Here is a 16,677-nt window from a genome sequence, read left to right as displayed (position 1 = left end):
TCAGGGCTCAGCTCGTCTCGCCGGCCACGCTGAAGGAGCGGAGCCGGTCGATGGCCAGCAGCGTGAAGCCCGCGCTGATCAACGCGGCCATCACCGCCGCCACCGGCACCGAGACGCCGGCCTCCAGCAGCCCGGTGGGGGCCATCCGGTCGGCGAGGGCGATCACGTACTGCTGGATGGAGAGCACCTTGGTGCCGCTGACGACGTTGCCGAGCAGCCCCTCCCAGATCAGCACGTAGACCAGGCCGAGCAGCACCGGCCGCCGGGTGAGCAGGCTGAGCGCCACGAACAGCGCCGAGTACGCCAGCGCACCGACCGCCGACGCGGCGGCGAGCGCCAGTCCGAGTCGTACGGAGTCGGCCAGCACGCCCGCCACGTAGATCGGCACGGCGACGGTGACCGCGGTGACGCCGGCCGCCACCGCCAGCTTGGGCAGCACGATCTGCCAGCGCGGCAGCGGCTTGGTCAGGATGTGCACGACGGTGCCGTCGTCGATCTCGGCGCCCAGCACGCCGGTGCCGACGATCAGGGCGACCACCGGGAGCACCACGGCCAGGCCGAGGCCGACCAGCACCGGCTCGCCCCACTCGCCCGGGTCCACCCCGAGCGCGCGGGAGAGCACGGCGAGCAGCACCAGCACCACGGGCAGCGGCAGCAGCAGGAGGAACCGGCGACGCCCGAACAGCCCCCGCACGGTGATCCAGGAAACGGTAGACATGGGTTCAGGCCTCCACGAGGTAGGAGAAGACGCTCTCCAGGGATTCGTCCTCGGGCACCAACTGCCGCACCCGGATGCCCTCCGCCAGGGCGATCTTCGGCAGGACGCGGGTGAACGCGCCGTAGTCGCCGGCCCGCACGGTCAACCCGGCGCGGCCCAGCTCCACCCCCGTCACCGACGCCTCCGCCATCAGCGCGACGGCGAGCGCCCGGTCGTCGGTGGAGTGCACGGCGAAGACGTGCGGCCGGTTGGTCATCAGCCGGCGGATCGTGCGGAAGTCGCCGGAGGCGGCCAGCCGGCCGGCGACCATCACCTGGACGGTGCCGGAGACCTGCTCGACCTCCTCCAGGATGTGCGAGCTGAACAGGATGGTGCGGCCGGCGTCGCCGAGGCGGTGCAGCAGCTCCATCATGTGCAGCCGCTGGCGCGGGTCCATCCCGTTGAACGGCTCGTCGAGCAGCAGCACCTGCGGCTCGTGCACGAGCGCCGCGGCCACCCGGGCGCGCTGCCGCATGCCCTTGGAGTACGTGCCGATCCGGCGGTCCTGCGCGCCCTCCATCTCCACCAGGGCGATCGCCCGGCGGGCCGCCTCCGCCGGGTCCGGCAGCCGGTGCAGCTTCGCGCTGGCCAGCACGAACTCGTACGCGGTGAGGAAGGTGTGCACCGCCTCGCGCTCGCTGACCAGGCCGAGCCGGCGGTAGACCTCGGGGTTGCGCCAGGTGGGCCGGCCGTCCAGGCTGACCGCCCCGCGGGACGGGGCCAGGAAGCCCGCCATCATGTGCAGCAGGGTGGTCTTGCCCGCGCCGTTCGGGCCGAGCAGCCCGGTGACGCCGGGGCCGAGGCTCATGCTGACGTCGTTGACGGCCACCACGTTGCCGTACCAGCGGGAGACGCCCGCGAGGTCGAGGGTGCTGGCGGCGGCGGTCGGTCTCCCCGCCGCCTGGTCGACGCTGATCGTGGTCATCGGGCGGCCACCTTCCGGTATCGCAGCATCAGCAGGGCGACGCAGCCGGTCACGAGCAGCACGGCGGCGACCGCGTAGACGGGGCCGAAGTCGCCGATCGGCACTCCGCCCTGGCCCTCGGGCACCAGCAGGTCGCCGAGCGCCCAGGCGCCCACGCCGCCCACCAGCGTCGACGGCGAGGCGAGGAAGGCCAGCTCGTTGACCGTCTGGGAGGGCATGATCGACAGGGTGCCGACGATCGGGGTGGTCATCAGGAACACGGCCACGATCCCGCCGGCCGCGAACGCCCGCTTGCCGGTGAGGGAGGCGACCAACAGGCCGACCGAGGCGAAGACCACCGCCCAGAGCCCGGCGTAGAGCAGCCCGGGCAGCAGGTCCAGCAGCTCGTTCCAGACCCCGCGCATGCCCTCGCCGGTGGTGAAGGCGGCGCCCAGGAACATCACCAGCTGCGGCCCGCCGAGCAGCAGCCACAGCGCGGTGGCCAGCGCCAGCAGCTTGGCCAGCGGGTAGTCCGACCGCGGCAGCGGCCGGGAGAAGTAGAGCGGCAGCACCCCGCTGCGCAGGTCCCGCGAGACCAGCTCGGGGGCGACCACCGCGACGAAGAAGATGACCAGCCAGCTCATGTTGTCGGCGAACTGGGCGTACGTCAGCACCACCTCGCCGACCTGGCTGCGCACCGCGGCGAGCCCGGCCGCCACCACGGTGACGATCGCGACCACCAGCCAGGGGAAGATCTTGGCCTTCGGGCTGCGGCCCAGCCCGAACGCCGTCCGCAGGCCGTGCAGGTAGAGCGCGCCGAAGACGGCCCGGCGGCCCAGCCGGGGGCCGGTGTAGCGCTGGTAGCCGATGTCGTGGATGACGCCGGTCGGCTCAGGCATGGCTGGGCTCCCTCGTGGCGAAGAGTTCGGCCACCCGGTGCCGGCGCTGGTCCAGCCGGTGCAGCGGCAGGTCCAGCTCGGCGACCGCGCCGAGGATCAGGTCGTAGGTGGCGTCGTCGGCGAGCTCGACGAGCAGCAGCCGGCCGTCCCGGCGTACCGGCAGGTCGAGCGCGGCCAGCCGGGCGGCCAACTCGTCGGTGCCCTCGCTGACCTCGACGGCGAGCACGTCGGTGGCCGAGGTCATGGCGGAGATGTGGTCGGCGCGCAGCAGCCGCCCGCCGTCGATGGCGACCAGGGTGTCGCAGATCCGCTCGACCTCGCCCAGCAGGTGCGAGCAGACCAGCACGGAGATGCCGAACTCGGTGCCGATGCGGTGCACCAGCGCCAGCATGGCGTCGCGGCCGGCCGGGTCGAGCCCGTTGGTCGGCTCGTCGAGCAGCAGCAGGTCGGGGTCGTGCACCAGCGCCTGGGCGAGCTTGACCCGCTGCTTCATGCCGGTGGAGTAGCCGCCGACCGGGCGGTAGCGCTCCTCGTAGAGCCCGACGTGCCGCAGCGCCTCGGAGGCCCGTTCCCGGGCGACCGTACGCGGCAGGCCGCTGACCCGGCCGAGGTGGGTGACCAGCTCGGCGGCGGAGAGGTCCGGCGGCAGGGCGTCGTGCTCGGGCATGTAGCCGACCCGGGCGCGGACCTGGGCGGAGTCGGTGGTCGGGTCGAGGCCGAGCACCCGGACCCGGCCGCTGGTCGGGGCGAGAAGGCCGAGCAGGATCTTGATCAGGGTGGACTTGCCGGCGCCGTTCGCGCCGACCAATCCGATGATCCCCGGCTCGACCGCGACGGTCAGGTCGGCCAGCGCGGTGACCCCACCCCCGTACGTCTTGGTCAGCGACTCGGTCGCGATGAGTGTCACGTCGTACAGCGTAGGAGGCGACGACCGCCCTGGGCAGCGGCTCGCCCCCGGGCGCTTCCCTGATCCTGGCGGTCCGCGTCCCCTAGGGTCCCCGGCGGGCGACGGCGGCCCCCGGCGTTGGCGGGCGCGGGCCCGGCACCGCCGGGACGCTTCGACGTCCCCACGCCGCACGGGGCAGACAGGCGCGGCTCGGACGGAGACACTGTCCCCATGGGCACCCGACTGTTCCGCGCGCCGCTGACGTGGGTGGTGGTGGTCGTCCTCGCCGCCGGCTCCGCGCTCGGCCTCTACTGGTTCCAGCCGTGGAAGCTGGTGACCGACGCCGAGGTCGACGAGGCGCTCTCGAGCGTGGCGGCCACGCCAGCGCCGACGGGTTCCGCCACGGGCGCGGCGCCGGCTCCCGCCGGGCCGGTCCTCGTCGGGCAGGGCGACTTCGTGACCCACGAGCACGACACGTCGGGCAGTGCGCGGATCGTCCGCGCCCCCGACGGGCGGCACCGGCTCGAACTGGTCGGTCTGGCCACCTCCAACGGCCCGGACCTGCGGGTCTGGCTCACCGACCAGCCGGTGCGCAACGGCACCGCCGGCTGGCGGGTCTTCGACGACGGCCGGTGGGTCGAGCTGGGCCGGCTCAAGGGCAACCGGGGCGACCAGGGCTACGACATCCCGGCCGACGTCGACCTGACCGGCCTGACCAGCGTCTCCATCTGGTGCAAGCGGTTCGCCGTCTCCTTCGGGGCCGCACCCCTGGCCGCGCCCCGCTGACCCACCGGCCCCCCTACCGGCGTGCGCGGGGTGGAGTGGCGCTCTCGACCGATCGCCGGCCGGCTGAGAAACTGTGTGCCGGTCAGTGTCGTTTGGGGGATGGATGAGCAACAGCTGGGTGCTGCCCGACGAGGTGCTCCGGGACGCGCCGGCGTACACGCCGCGCCCCGGCGAGCTGGCTGACCTGGAGCTGCTGCTGATCGGGGCGTACGCCCCGCTGGCCGGCTTCATGACCCGCGCCGACCTGGTCTCGGTGAGTCGGCGGGGCCGGCTCGCCGACGGCTCGCCGTGGCCGGTGCCGGTGACCCTCCAGGTGCCGACGGCGCTCGCCCAGGGTCTCGACCCGCGCGACGAGGCGCGCCGCACCCTGGTGCTCACCGACGGGGAGGGCGCGCCGGTCGCGGCGCTGGAGGTCGCCGACGCGTGGCAGGTCCGCGACGGGGTGGCGGGCGTCGGGGGCACGGTCCGCCGGCTCGGCGACGGCGGCCACGGCCCGTTCCAGCGGCTGCGCCGCACCCCGGAGGAGGTACGCCCGCTGCTGCCGTCCGGTCGGGTGCTCGGGGTGATCGCCGACCGCCCGCTGCACCGGCCGCAGCTCGCCCAGATCGCCCACGCGGTCCGCACGCTCGGCGCCCACCTGCTGGTGATGATCCCGGTCGGCGAGGACGGCCTCGGCGGGTTGCCGCCGGAGGCGCTCGTGCGCAGCGTCTTCGCCGCGCGCGACCGGATGCCGCCGGCCACGCTGGTCGCCGTGCCGCTGTCCCGCCGGCGCGACGAGATCAGCGACGCGCTGCTGCGGGCCCGGGTGTCGGCGGCGTACGGCGTCACGCACCTGCTCTCCACCGGCGAGATGCTCTCCGGCGCCGGCCTGCGGGTGCTGGTGCCGCGCGAGCTGGCCTACGACAACCGCGACGGGCAGTGGCGCTGGCGGGAGGACATCCCGCCGCGCAACCGGCGCCTGGCGCTGACCCAGCCGGAGATCGACGACCTGCTGGACCGGGGCTTCCCGCTGCCCGAGTGGCACACCCCGCCGGCGGTGGCGAAGGAGCTGGCCCGGGCCCGGCCGCCGCGGCGGCACCGGGGCCTGGTGGTCTTCCTGACCGGGCTCTCGGGCTCCGGCAAGTCGACGATCGCCCGGGGTCTGGCCGACGTGCTGCGCGAGCAGGGCGACCGGAGCATCACGCTGCTCGACGGCGACGTGGTGCGCCGCGAGCTCTCCGCCGGGCTGGGCTTCAGCAAGGCCGACCGGGACCTCAACGTCCGGCGGATCGGCTGGGTGGCGGCGGAGATCGCCCGGCACCACGGTGTGGGCATCTGCTGCCCGATCGCCCCGTACGCCCAGGCTCGGGCGACCGCCCGGGAGATGGCGCTGGCCGCTGGTGCGGGCTTCGTGCTGGTGCACGTGGCGACCCCGCTGGAGGTCTGCGAGCAGCGCGACCGCAAGGGCCTCTACGCCCGGGCGCGGGCCGGCCTGCTCACCGGGATGACCGGCATCGACGACCCCTACGAGGTGCCGACCGACGCAGACCTGGTGGTCGACACCAGCGAACTGACGATCGACGAGGCGGTCGAGGCCGTCCTGCACCACCTGAACGAGACGGGCTGGGTGGAACCCCGGCTCCAGTCGATCTGATCGGGCCCTCCGCCTACCGGCGGTCCCCTCCTTCGCGCTAGTGTTCATCTTTGTTCGAACACGTTCGACCGCGTGACGGTACGCGGCTGGCACGGAGGTACCCGCGGATGCTCGCTCAGCAACGGCAGGCGGCCATCCTCGACCGGGTCCGCGCCACCGGGGGCGTGCGGGTCACCGAGCTGGCCGCCGAGTACGGCGTCTCGGACATGACCATCCGCCGCGACCTGGAGGCGCTGCACGAACGCGGCCTGCTGGCCAAGGTGCACGGCGGCGCCACGGCGGCCGGCCCCGGCTCGACCGACGAACCGGGCTTCCGGGCCAAGTCGGTGCGGCAACTGGCGGAGAAGGCGGCCATCGCCGGCCGCGCCGCCGAGCTGGTCCGGCCCGGGGCGGCGGTCGCCCTCTCCGCCGGCACCACCACCGCCGAGCTGGCCCGTCGACTGGTCGACGTGCCGGGCCTGACCGTGGTCACCAACTCGCTGCCGGTGGCCGAGATCCTGCACGCCGGCGGCCGGTCCGACCAGACCGTGGTGCTCACCGGCGGGGTGCGTACGCCGTCGGACGCGCTGGTCGGGCCACTGGCCGTCGCCGCCATCCGGTCGCTGCACCTGGACCTGCTCTTCCTCGGCGTGCACGGGATCACCGAGCGGGCGGGGTTCACCACCCCGAACCTGATGGAGGCGGAGACCGACCGCGCCCTGGTGGCCGCCGCCGACCGGCTGGTCGTGCTCGCCGACCACACCAAGTGGGGCACCGTCGGCATCTCCTCGATCGTTGAGCTTTCCGCCGCCCACGTGCTGGTCACCGACGACCGGCTGTCCCCCGACGCGCGGCGGGCGCTCGACGACCGGGTGGGCGAACTGGTGGTCGTGCCCCCCGCCACGGGCGCGGGACGGACGGCCACGACGACAGATGAGGGGATGGCGAGGTGAAGCGCACCGCGATCGCGCTGGCCGACGGCCGGGAGCTGATCTACTTCGACGAACGGGACGACGCCGTCCGGGACCAGCCGGACCGGCGCGAGCTGCCCCCGCCACCGCCCGCGTCGCAGCTGCGCCTGGACCCGCTGACTGACGAGTGGGTGGCCGTCGCCGTGCACCGGCAGACGCGCACCTTCCTCCCGCCGGCCGACCAGTGCCCGCTCTGCCCCAGCACCGACGGCCGGCAGAGCGAGATCCCGGCGCCCGACTACGACGTCGCCGTCTTCGAGAACCGGTTCCCCTCGCTCAGCGGCCGGGTGGCCGAGGAACCCGCCGAGATCACCCCGTTCACCCCGGTCCGGCCCGGCCTGGGCCGCTGCGAGGTGGTCTGCTTCACCGACGACCACAACGCGTCCTTCGGGTCCCTCCCGCCGCACCGGGTGCGCACCGTCCTCGACGCGCTCGCCGACCGCACGTCGGCGCTCGCGGAGCTGCCCGGGGTGGAGCAGGTGTTCTGCTTCGAGAACCGGGGCGTGGAGATCGGTGTCACCCTGCACCACCCGCACGGCCAGATCTACGCGTACCCCTTCGTGACCCCGCGGACCCGGGCGCTGCTGGCCGCCGCCCGCCGGCACGCGGAGGGCACCGGCGGGCGCAACCTCTACGCCGACGTGCTCGCCGCCGAGCGGGCCACCGGCGACCGGGTGGTCGCCGCCAACGAACACTGGACGGCGTACGTCCCGGCGGCAGCCCGCTGGCCGTTCGAGGTGCACGTGGCCCCGCACCGGCCGGCGCCGGACATCCCCGCGCTCGACGACGCCGAGCGGGACGCCTTCGGGCCGCTCTACCTGGACCTGCTGCGCCGCTTCGACGGGCTGTTCGACGTGCCGATGCCCTACATCGCCGCCTGGCACCAGGCGCCGGTACGCGTCGACCGCGAGCTGGGCCACCTGCACCTGCAGCTGTTCAGCATTCGGCGCGCGAAGGACAAGCTGAAGTACCTGGCGGGCTCGGAGTCCGCGATGGGCGTCTTCATCAACGACATCGCCCCCGAGCGCGCCGCCGAACTCCTCCGCGCCCGGTAGGGAAAAGGGCGCCCTGGCTGACCGGCCATGACGCGGGCGGGTGGAGACAAGGCGGGTGGAGACAGGGCGCGGGGGGCCCGGGACAGGGCCCCCCGCAGGGAAGGGACGGCTGGCTGCGCGCGACAGCCGGGAAGGCTGGCTGATCGGCACGCTTGCCGCGAGGCGACCGCGGTCAACCTTCCTGGACGCGACTGGCATCTCGTCCACCCAGGTCAACGAGGCGCGCCGAGGTAGGTGACGCAACCGGCGTGTCCCCGGCCGACACGCCGCCACCTGCGGAGAACCGAGCGGATCTTGGCAGGAAACGGCCCCCGGAAGGGCACTCCGGTACCAAGATCCGAAACGCGCGACGGCCGCACCGCGGCCGACGACGGCGAGCGGGGAGCGGGGAACGGGGAGCGAGCGGGGAGCGAGCGGCGGAACGGCAGGAGCCCGCCGGCGGGTGCCGGCGGGCTCCTGTGCGACGCGGCGGCGCTGCGTGCCGCCCCGGTGGACGATGATCAGGCGGAGAGCCTGCGCGCCAGGTTCTCGTCGAGCGCGTTCATGAACTCGTCGGTGGTCAGCCACGGGGCGTCCCGCGAGATGAGCAGCGAGAGGTCCTTGGTCATCTGGCCGCCCTCGACGGTGTCGACGATGACCTGCTCCAGGGTGTTGGCGAACTCGGTGACCGCCGGGGTGCCGTCCAGCTTGCCCCGGTGGGCCAGGCCCCGGGTCCAGGCGTAGATCGACGCGATCGGGTTGGTCGAGGTCTTCTCGCCCTTCTGCCACTGCCGGTAGTGCCGGGTGACCGTGCCGTGCGCGGCCTCGGCCTCGACCGTACGGCCGTCCGGGGAGAGCAGCACCGAGGTCATCAGGCCCAGCGAGCCGAAGCCCTGCGCGACGGTGTCGGACTGCACGTCACCGTCGTAGTTCTTGCAGGCCCAGACGTAGCCGCCCTCCCACTTGAGCGCGGCGGCGACCATGTCGTCGATGAGCCGGTGCTCGTAGGTGATGCCAGCGGCGTCGAACTCGGCCTTGAACTCGTTCTCGAACACCTCGGCGAAGATGTCCTTGAACCGGCCGTCGTACGCCTTGAGGATGGTGTTCTTGGTGGACAGGTAGACCGGGTAGTTGCGGTCCAGGCCGTACCGGAACGAGGCGCGGGCGAAGTCCCGGATCGACTCGTCGTAGTTGTACATGCCCATGGCGATGCCGCCGCCGGAGAAGTTGGCGACCTCCATCTCCATCGGGGCGCCGCCGTCGGCCGGGGTGTAGGTGACGGTCACCTTGCCCGGGCCCGGGACGACGAAGTCGGTGGCCTTGTACTGGTCACCGTGGGCGTGCCGGCCGATGATGATCGGCTTGGTCCAGCCGGGGACCAGCCGCGGCACGTTGGACATGATGATCGGCTCGCGGAAGACGACGCCGCCGAGGATGTTGCGGATCGTGCCGTTCGGCGACCGCCACATCTTCTTCAGGCCGAACTCCTCCACCCGGGCCTCGTCCGGGGTGATGGTCGCGCACTTGACGCCGACGCCGTGCTCCTTGATGGCGTTGGCGGCATCGACGGTGACCTGGTCGTCGGTCTCGTCGCGGTGCTGGATCGACAGGTCGTAGTAGTGCAGGTCGACGTCGAGGTAGGGCAGGATCAGCTGCTCCCGGATCTGCTTCCAGATGATCCGGGTCATCTCGTCGCCGTCGAGCTCAACGACCGGGTTGTTTACCTTGATCTTCGCCATCGGCCGGCGCTCCTCTCGGGGGACTCGTGCTCAAGCAGTACGAGCGTACTGGAAACTGATCGGCAGTCCCCAGCCGGCCTCGGTCGGGCCGGAACAAGACGACGTGCACGGCGTACTGGGCCGCTGGCATGATCACCGGATGCCGTCTAGCCGCATCCTCGGGTCTATCACGGTCACCGCGCTCACCGACGGCGAGGGGCCGTTCTTCCAGCCCCGCGCCGAGGCGTTCCCCGACGCCGGGCCGGAGCACTGGCGCGCGGCCGACCGGCGGGACCCGGGCGCGGTGACCGCCGACGGGCGGTGGTGGCTGCCGTTCCGCAGCTTCGCCATCCGCGCCGGGGACGGGCCGGCGACCCTGGTCGACGCCGGGATCGGCCCGGCCGGCTCCCCCGCCGCGAGCTGGGCGCCGGTGCCCGGCCGGTTGCCGGCCGAACTCGCCGCCGCCGGCATCGCGCCGGCCGACGTGCGCACGGTGGTGCTCACCCACCTGCACAGCGACCACGTCGGCTGGGCGGTCACCGGCTCGCCGGGCACGCCGTACTTCCCCAACGCCGACTACGTGCTCCAGCGGGCCGAGCTGGCCGCCGTGGGGCACCTCAACCCGGGGCTGTCGGCCGGCCTAGTCGCGCCGTTGCGCGCCGCCGGCCAGCTCCGGGTGGTCGACGGCGCGGAGAGGCTCGATCCGACCGTACGGCTGCTGCCGACGCCGGGACACACGCCCGGGCACCAGTCGGTGCTGCTGGAGGTCGACGACGAGCGGCTGCTGCTCACCGGCGATCTGCTGGTGCACGCCGTGCAACTGGTCGACCCCGAGCTGGCGTACGCCCACGAGGAGGACGCCGCCGCGGCGCGTGCCTCGCGGGTGGGGCTGCTGCGCGACCTGGCCGCGCGCGGTTCCACGGTGCTCGCCACCCCGCACCTGGGCGAGGCGTTCGTGACGCTGTAGCCGGACACGACGCGAGGGGGCCCGCCGGCGACCCGGCGTGCCCCCTCGACGGGTGGATCACATGCTGGCGACGTCGCCCTGCTTGGCGCGGACGGCCTCGGCGGCCTCCTTCAGGCTGGCCAGCTCGTCGGCGTCCAGGTCGGTCTCGACGACCCGCTTGACGCCCTCGGCGCCGATCGCGGCCTCGACACCCAGGTAGACGCCGGAGATGCCGTACTCGCCGTCGACCCAGGCGCAGACCGGCATGACCTCGCCGGAGTCCTCCGCCACGGCCTTGGCCATCCGGGCGGCGGCGGCCGACGGCGCGTAGTACGCCGAACCGGTCTTGAGCAGCGCGACCACCTCGGCGCCGCCGTTGCGGGTCTTGACGACCAGCTCCTCGATCTGCTCCGCCGGCATGGCCTCACGCAGCGGCTTGCCGTCGACGGTGCTCTGCGACGGCACCGGCACCATCGTGTCGCCGTGCGAGCCGAGGGTCAGCGTCTTGACCGACCTCACCGGTACGCCCAGCGCCTCGGCCACGAAGTTGGTGAACCGGGCGGTGTCCAGCATGCCGGCCTGGCCGAGCACCCGGTTCTTCGGGAACTGGGTGGCGAGCTGGGCCAGCGCGGTCATCTCGTCGAGCGGGTTGGACACGACAATGACGACGGCGTTCGGGGCGTACTTGGCGACGTTCTCGGAGACCTGGCGGACGATCTTGGCGTTCGTCTCCAGCAGGTCCATCCGGCTCATGCCCGGCTTGCGCGGCAGGCCGGCGGTGATCACCACGACGTCCGAGCCCTCGATCGCCTCGTAGCCCTCGCCGTTCGGGCCGGTGGTCGCGCCGACCACCTTGGTCTCGAAGCCCTCGATGGCGCGCGACTGGTTGAGGTCCAGGGCGAGACCCGCGGGCTTGCCCTCCACGATGTCGGTGATCACGACGGTGTCGAAGACGTCGTACTCGGCCAGGCGCTGCGCGGTGGTGGAGCCGTAGAAGCCGGCCCCGACGACAGTGACCTTCTTACCCATGGTCGTCCCACTCCCTGCTACCAGTCGGTTTTCCGGACCGTATCAGTCATCCTGGCACCGAACAGGCCAGGGGCGGCGGCCATCGCCGGGATGGGGCGAACGTCACCGCCGTCCGGCTCCGGGCGGGGCCCGGCGGGCGCTCAGTCGCGCTCGGCCCGCTCCACGACGTTGGTCAGCAGCATCGCGCGGGTCATCGGGCCGACTCCGCCCGGCATGGGCACCAGCTTGCCGGCCACCTCCGCCGCGTCCGGGGCGACATCACCGGTGTAGCGGCCCTTGCCGTCCGGGCCGATGACCCGGGTGATGCCGACGTCGACCACGACCGCGCCGGGCGTGAGCATGTCGGCGGTGAGCAGGCCCGGCACGCCGGCGGCCACGATGACGATGTCGGCGGCCCGGGTGTGCGAGGCCAGGTCGAGGGTGCCGGTGTGGCAGAGGGTCACGGTGGCGTTCTCGCTGCGCCGGGTGAGCAGCAGACCGAGCGGACGGCCGACGGTGTTGCCGCGACCGACCACGGCGACCTTGGCGCCGCGCAGCGGCACGTCGTGCCGGCGGAGCAGCTCGACGATGCCGCGCGGGGTGCAGGGCAGCGGGGCGTCGTAGCCCAGGACGAGCCGGCCGAGGTTGACCGGGTGCAGGCCGTCGGCGTCCTTGTCGGGGTCGATCAGCTCCAGCACCCGCTGGGTGTCGAGGTGGCCCGGCAGCGGCAGCTGGACGATGTAGCCGTGGCACGCCGGGTCGGCGTTCAGCTCGGCGAGCACGCCGTCGACCTGTTCCTGGGTCGCGTCGGCCGGCAGTTCCCGACGGATCGAGGCGATCCCCACCTCGGCGCAGTCGCGGTGCTTGCCGTTGACGTACGCCTGGGAGCCGGGGTCCGCACCCACCAGGACGGTGCCGAGCCCGGGGGTGATGCCGCGTTCCGCCAGTGCCTTGACCCGTGTCCGCAGCTCGTCCTTGATCTCGGCCGCGGTCGCCTTGCCGTCCAGAAGCGTCGCCGTCACGCCCAGATCGTCTCACGGTCGACGGCCGGCGATCCGACGACCTGCGCCAAGCCCGCAATGTGACCACGAAGGGTGACGTGCCCTTAATCACTCTGAGTGACGCATCGGCCGTCGAAACCCCGCCCGGATCCGGACGTCCGGGCGATCCGAGGGGCGGGCCGACACGGTCGGGCCGGGACGGCGCAGCGGGGCGGAGCGGTCGCGACGGACGCCGGCCGCGTCGAGAGTTACCGCAGTTCCACGCCGCATTCGCGGGCCGCACGGCATTAGCAGACCCGGCTCGACACGACAAGGCCCCGGCGGTGACTCCGTTACCGGTTCGCAACCCGTCCGTTGCCGATCGCCGGCCGGCGACCTACCGTTGCCCAACGTTGCGCAGCGTAAACCCAGCGCCGGGCCTGACTGCGCAGCGTGAGGAGATGAGGAGGCTACATGCGTGTTCGTAGGCTCGCTGCCTGGACCGCCCTCCCGCTCGCGGTGACCCTGGGCCTGGTGGCCTGCGGCTCGGGCGGCGACGGTGGATCCGGCGAGAGCAACCCCGACGCGGCCGTGCGGATCGAGATCGCCGAGCCGCAGCACCTGGTGCCGACCAACACCAACGAGACGAGCGGCTCGCAGGTGCTCGCCGCCCTGTTCAGCCCGCTGGTCGACTACGACGAGGCCAACAAGCCCTACGAGGTGGCGGCCGAGTCGGTGACGTCCGAGGACAACACGACCTGGACGGTCAAGCTGAAGGACGGCTACACCTTCCACAACGGCGAGAAGGTCACCGCCGACAACTACGTCGACGCCTGGAACTACGGCGCCTACGCCCCGAACGGCCAGAACTCCAGCTACTTCTTCGAGAAGATCGCCGGCTACGAGGACGTGCAGGGCGAGACCCCGAAGGCCAAGACGCTCAGCGGGCTGAAGAAGGTCGACGACCTGACCTTCACCGTCACGCTGTCCCAGCCGTACAGCGAGTTCAAGACCATGCTCGGCTACACCGCCTTCTACCCGATGCCGAAGGCCGCGTTCTCCGCGCCCGGCGTGCTGGCCGAGGGGTACGAGCAGGCGCCGGTCGGTCAGGGCCCGTTCAAGATGAAGGGCACCTGGCAGCACGACGCCAAGGTGGAGGTCGAGAAGTACGACGCCTTCCCCGGCGAGAAGCCGAAGGTGGCCGGCGTCGAGTTCCGGATCTACCAGCAGCCGACCGCCGCGTACGCGGACGTGCTCTCGGACAACCTGGACGTCATCAAGACCGTCCCGACCGAGAACCTCTCGACGGCCGGCACCGACCTCGGTGACCGGTTCAAGCAGAGCTCCGCCTCGTCGCTCCAGGTGCTGGCCTTCCCGACGTTCCAGAAGGAGTTCAGCAACCCGGACGTGCGCAAGGCCATCTCGATGGCGATCGACCGGGACGAGATCACCAAGTCGATCTTCAAGGACTCGCAGCAGCCGGCCCGCTCGTTCGTCTCGCCGGTCGTCGCGGGCTACCGCGACAACACCATCGGCGAGGCCGGCGAGTTCGACCCGGCCAAGGCCAAGAGCCTGTACCAGGCCGCGGGCGGCCCGGCGAGGATCGAGCTGTCCTACAACGGCGACGGCGGCCACAAGGACTGGATCGACGCGACCTGCAACCAGCTCAAGACCAACCTGGGCGTGGACTGCGTGGGCACCGCCGAGCCGAAGTTCGCGGACCTGCTGACCAAGGTGAAGGCCAAGCAGCCGGTCGGCCTGTTCCGGATGGGCTGGGTCATGGACTACCCGTCCATGGAGAACTACCTGGGCCCGCTGTACAGCAGCAACGGCTCGTCGAACTACTACGGCTACAGCAACCCCGAGTTCGACAAGCTGGTCGCCGAGGGCACCAGCGCCGCGAACGAGGAAGAGGCGATCAAGAAGTACCAGGCGGCCGAGGACCTGCTCGCGGAGGACCTGCCGGTGATCCCGCTGCGGTACGGCCAGAACAACTTCGGCCACTCCACCAAGGTGACGAACGTGGAGATGGATCTCTTCGACCGGATCGACCTGTTGAAGATCGAGGCCGTCAAGTAACACCACGCGGCTTGACGGGTCGGGCCATCGGCGGACGGTGGCCCGACCCGGCATCCTCTTCGCCCTTTTTCAGAGAGACTGCCAAGTATGTTCCGCTTCGTTCTGCGGCGTCTGCTCCAGATGGTCCTCGCGTTCTTCGGGACCACGCTGATCGTCTACGCGCTGATGTTCGCCGGCCAGGGCGACCCCATCCAGGCGCTGGCCGGCGAACGCCCGGTCACGGCCGCGCAGCGGGCATACCTGACGGAGAAGTTCCACCTCGACCGGACCGGGGTCGGCGGCTTCTTCTACCGGTACTTCGACTACCTCAAGAACCTGCTCCAGGGTGACCTCGGGCAGTCCCTCACCGGACGCTCGATCGGCGACATCCTGGCCGCCGCCTGGCCGGTCACGGTCAAGCTGGCGCTGATCGCCATGGCGGTCACCATTCTCTTCGGCGTCACCGCGGGCGTGCTCGCCGGCATCCGGCGGGCCAGCATCTTCGACAACTCGACCCTACTGCTGACCCTGCTGGTGCTCGGCATCCCGACGATCGTGCTCGCGCCGCTGGCGCAGTACCTCCTCGGCGTCAAGTGGCAGCTCTTCCCGGCCACCGCCGGCGCCGACCCGGACCTGTACGCGCTGCTGCTGCCGGGCATCGTGCTCGGCTCGCTCTCGCTGGCCACCGCGCTGCGGCTGACCCGGACGTCCGTGGCCGAGAACCTGCGCGCCGACTACGTCCGCACCGCCCGGTCGAAGGGCCTCGTCAAACGCCGGATCGTCAGCGTCCACGTGCTGCGCAACTCGCTCATCCCGGTGGTCACCTTCCTGGGCGTCGAGCTGGGCAACCTGATGAGCGGCGCGATCATCACCGAGGGCGTGTTCAACATCCCCGGCGTCGGCTTCAACCTCTTCCGCGGCATCCGCACCGAGGACGGCCCCCTGGTGGTGGGCATCGTCAGCGTGCTCGTCGTGGTCTACCTCGTCTCCAACCTGGTGGTGGACGTCCTGTACGCCGTACTCGACCCGAGGATCCGCTATGAGTGAGCGCAGCGAACGAATCGGCAGCGCAGTGTTTCGCGGCTCGGCGCGCCCCGGAGCGCAGCGAGGGGAAGCGCCGACAGCGCGCAGCGAGGTGCGGGCATGAGTGACTTCGAGACCGTCGCCGCGAGCGAAAACCAGGCCGCGCGGCGGGGGCCGTCGGGTGAGCCCGGCGCCCCGAACCAGGTCGGCGTACCGCAGAAGCCCCGCAGCCTGGCCGGCGACGCCTGGCGCGACCTGCGCCGCAAGCCGATCTTCTGGGTCAGCCTCGCCCTGGTGGTGCTGGTCGCCGCCATGGCCGCCGTGCCCGGGCTGTTCACCGCCAACGACCCGCGCGACTGCGTGCTGGCCCGCCAGCACGCCGGCCCGTCCGGCGGGGCGATCTTCGGGTACGACTTCCAGGGCTGCGACACGTACGCCCGGGCGGTGTACGGCGCCCGCGCGTCGCTGCTGGTCGGCGCGCTCTCCGCGCTGCTCACCGGCCTGATCGCGCTCGCCGTGGGGATGCTGGCCGGCTACTTCGGCCGCTGGGTCGACGCGGTGCTCTCCCGGGTGATCGACATCGTCCTCGGCATCCCGCTCCTGCTCGCCGCGATCGTGCTGCTCAAGCGGGTCAACAGCGACAGCTCGGCGGTCCGGATCGGCGCGGTCATCTTCGTGCTGGCGATCCTCGGCTGGACCACCGCCGCCCGCGTCGTCCGCTCCTCGGTGATCACCGCCAAGGAGCAGGACTACGTCGCGGCGGCCCGGATGCTGGGCGCCGGCGACGGCCGGATCATGCTGCGGCACATCCTGCCCAACGCGCTCGCCCCGGCGATCGTGGTGCTGACCATCGCCCTCGGCTCGTTCATCGCCGCCGAGGCGACGCTGAGCTTCCTCGGCATCGGGCTGAAGGCGCCGACCATCTCCTGGGGCATCGACATCGACGCCGGCCGGGTGCACATGCGGGAGTCGGCAACCCCCCTGCTGGTCCCCTCGGTCTTCCTCGCGCTGACCGTGCTGGCGTTCATCATGCTCGGCGACGCGATCCGCGACGCCTTCGACCCGAAGCTGCGCTGACCCCACCCACCCGTCACG

At 72.2% G+C, this 16,677-nt stretch carries 15 protein-coding genes; 8 read left to right on the top strand and 7 right to left on the bottom strand.

What is annotated here, in order from left to right; all coding sequences use genetic code 11:
• Positions 1-7: 7 nt before the first annotated feature.
• The 4 genes from ACLQ22_RS06235 to ACLQ22_RS06220 are packed head-to-tail and all read right to left on the bottom strand — an operon-like array spanning position 8 to position 3,467.
• A complete protein-coding gene (locus ACLQ22_RS06235; protein ID WP_425691406.1) occupies positions 8-718 on the bottom strand; it encodes an ABC transporter permease subunit in 711 nt (236 codons plus the stop codon).
• Between the two features lie 4 nt (positions 719-722).
• On the bottom strand, positions 723-1,682 hold the full coding sequence (locus ACLQ22_RS06230; RefSeq protein ID WP_425691405.1) for an ABC transporter ATP-binding protein: 960 nt from the start codon (positions 1,680-1,682) through the stop codon (positions 723-725).
• The gene (locus ACLQ22_RS06225; RefSeq protein ID WP_425691404.1) at positions 1,679-2,560 is read right to left on the bottom strand and encodes an ABC transporter permease; all 882 of its coding nucleotides are present in this window, start codon (positions 2,558-2,560) and stop codon (positions 1,679-1,681) included. Before ACLQ22_RS06225 ends, ACLQ22_RS06230 begins: the two co-directional genes overlap by 4 nt.
• Positions 2,553-3,467, bottom strand: a complete 915-nt coding sequence (locus tag ACLQ22_RS06220) for an ABC transporter ATP-binding protein (RefSeq protein ID WP_121399777.1) — start codon at positions 3,465-3,467, stop codon at positions 2,553-2,555. Before ACLQ22_RS06220 ends, ACLQ22_RS06225 begins: the two co-directional genes overlap by 8 nt.
• 210 nt (positions 3,468-3,677) lie before the next feature.
• On the opposite strand from ACLQ22_RS06220, the gene ACLQ22_RS06215 reads away from it, so the two are divergent.
• From ACLQ22_RS06215 to galT, 4 genes are all read left to right on the top strand, one after another.
• Positions 3,678-4,232, top strand: coding sequence for a DM13 domain-containing protein (locus tag ACLQ22_RS06215; protein ID WP_425691403.1), 555 nt, complete (start codon positions 3,678-3,680; stop codon positions 4,230-4,232).
• A gap of 103 nt (positions 4,233-4,335) precedes the next feature.
• Complete coding sequence (gene cysC, locus ACLQ22_RS06210) at positions 4,336-5,865, top strand: adenylyl-sulfate kinase (protein WP_121399779.1); 1,530 nt, start codon at positions 4,336-4,338, stop codon at positions 5,863-5,865.
• 107 nt (positions 5,866-5,972) lie between these two features.
• Positions 5,973-6,797 carry a DeoR/GlpR family DNA-binding transcription regulator gene (locus tag ACLQ22_RS06205; protein ID WP_425691402.1) on the top strand — a complete coding sequence of 275 codons (825 nt, stop codon included), beginning with the start codon at positions 5,973-5,975 and terminating at the stop codon, positions 6,795-6,797.
• The gene (gene galT, locus ACLQ22_RS06200) at positions 6,794-7,870 is read left to right on the top strand and encodes a galactose-1-phosphate uridylyltransferase (protein WP_425691401.1); all 1,077 of its coding nucleotides are present in this window, start codon (positions 6,794-6,796) and stop codon (positions 7,868-7,870) included. Before ACLQ22_RS06205 ends, galT begins: the two co-directional genes overlap by 4 nt.
• Before the next feature lie 500 nt (positions 7,871-8,370).
• Here the strand turns inward: galT and ACLQ22_RS06195 are convergent, their stop codons facing one another.
• A complete protein-coding gene (locus ACLQ22_RS06195; protein ID WP_425691400.1) occupies positions 8,371-9,588 on the bottom strand; it encodes an NADP-dependent isocitrate dehydrogenase in 1,218 nt (405 codons plus the stop codon).
• Between the two features lie 139 nt (positions 9,589-9,727).
• Here ACLQ22_RS06195 and ACLQ22_RS06190 point away from each other — a divergent pair, with 139 nt between their 5' ends.
• Positions 9,728-10,534, top strand: a complete 807-nt coding sequence (locus ACLQ22_RS06190) for an MBL fold metallo-hydrolase (protein ID WP_425691399.1) — start codon at positions 9,728-9,730, stop codon at positions 10,532-10,534.
• A gap of 57 nt (positions 10,535-10,591) precedes the next feature.
• Here ACLQ22_RS06190 and mdh read toward each other — a convergent pair whose 3' ends face one another.
• Positions 10,592-11,542 carry a malate dehydrogenase gene (gene mdh, locus ACLQ22_RS06185; RefSeq protein WP_425691398.1) on the bottom strand — a complete coding sequence of 317 codons (951 nt, stop codon included), beginning with the start codon at positions 11,540-11,542 and terminating at the stop codon, positions 10,592-10,594.
• Positions 11,543-11,682: 140 nt separating this feature from the next.
• Complete coding sequence (locus tag ACLQ22_RS06180; RefSeq protein WP_425691397.1) at positions 11,683-12,543, bottom strand: bifunctional methylenetetrahydrofolate dehydrogenase/methenyltetrahydrofolate cyclohydrolase; 861 nt, start codon at positions 12,541-12,543, stop codon at positions 11,683-11,685.
• Positions 12,544-12,975: 432 nt separating this feature from the next.
• Between ACLQ22_RS06180 and ACLQ22_RS06175 the strand changes: the two genes are divergently transcribed.
• The 3 genes from ACLQ22_RS06175 (at position 12,976) to ACLQ22_RS06165 (ending at position 16,659) form a co-directional block, all read left to right on the top strand.
• Positions 12,976-14,580 (top strand): peptide ABC transporter substrate-binding protein, encoded by a 1,605-nt coding sequence (locus tag ACLQ22_RS06175; RefSeq protein ID WP_425691396.1) that lies wholly within the window; start codon positions 12,976-12,978, stop codon positions 14,578-14,580.
• Between the two features lie 87 nt (positions 14,581-14,667).
• Positions 14,668-15,606 (top strand): ABC transporter permease, encoded by a 939-nt coding sequence (locus ACLQ22_RS06170; RefSeq protein ID WP_121399786.1) that lies wholly within the window; start codon positions 14,668-14,670, stop codon positions 15,604-15,606.
• Between the two features lie 96 nt (positions 15,607-15,702).
• Positions 15,703-16,659 (top strand): ABC transporter permease, encoded by a 957-nt coding sequence (locus ACLQ22_RS06165; RefSeq protein WP_121399787.1) that lies wholly within the window; start codon positions 15,703-15,705, stop codon positions 16,657-16,659.
• The last annotated feature ends 18 nt before the right edge of the window (positions 16,660-16,677 follow it).

The organism is Micromonospora sp. DT178, assembly GCF_049841695.1.
Classification (GTDB): domain Bacteria; phylum Actinomycetota; class Actinomycetes; order Mycobacteriales; family Micromonosporaceae; genus Micromonospora.
The sequence above is the reverse complement of the archived record's forward strand: the minus strand, read 5'-3'. Positions and strand labels throughout refer to the sequence as shown.

Excerpts from the sequence above, each read along its gene's own strand:
- ACLQ22_RS06215 (WP_425691403.1), top strand. The coding sequence starts at position 3,678 with ATGGGCACCCGACTGTTCCGCGCGCCGCTGACGTGGGTGGTGGTGGTC.
- ACLQ22_RS06205 (WP_425691402.1), top strand. The coding sequence starts at position 5,973 with ATGCTCGCTCAGCAACGGCAGGCGGCCATCCTCGACCGGGTCCGCGCC.
- ACLQ22_RS06195 (WP_425691400.1), bottom strand. The coding sequence starts at position 9,588 with ATGGCGAAGATCAAGGTAAACAACCCGGTCGTTGAGCTCGACGGCGAC.
- ACLQ22_RS06170 (WP_121399786.1), top strand. The coding sequence starts at position 14,668 with ATGTTCCGCTTCGTTCTGCGGCGTCTGCTCCAGATGGTCCTCGCGTTC.
- ACLQ22_RS06235 (WP_425691406.1), bottom strand. The coding sequence starts at position 718 with ATGTCTACCGTTTCCTGGATCACCGTGCGGGGGCTGTTCGGGCGTCGC.
- ACLQ22_RS06225 (WP_425691404.1), bottom strand. The coding sequence starts at position 2,560 with ATGCCTGAGCCGACCGGCGTCATCCACGACATCGGCTACCAGCGCTAC.
- ACLQ22_RS06165 (WP_121399787.1), top strand. The coding sequence starts at position 15,703 with ATGAGTGACTTCGAGACCGTCGCCGCGAGCGAAAACCAGGCCGCGCGG.
- ACLQ22_RS06230 (WP_425691405.1), bottom strand. The coding sequence starts at position 1,682 with ATGACCACGATCAGCGTCGACCAGGCGGCGGGGAGACCGACCGCCGCC.
- ACLQ22_RS06190 (WP_425691399.1), top strand. The coding sequence starts at position 9,728 with ATGCCGTCTAGCCGCATCCTCGGGTCTATCACGGTCACCGCGCTCACC.
- ACLQ22_RS06175 (WP_425691396.1), top strand. The coding sequence starts at position 12,976 with ATGCGTGTTCGTAGGCTCGCTGCCTGGACCGCCCTCCCGCTCGCGGTG.
- cysC (WP_121399779.1), top strand. The coding sequence starts at position 4,336 with ATGAGCAACAGCTGGGTGCTGCCCGACGAGGTGCTCCGGGACGCGCCG.
- mdh (WP_425691398.1), bottom strand. The coding sequence starts at position 11,542 with ATGGGTAAGAAGGTCACTGTCGTCGGGGCCGGCTTCTACGGCTCCACC.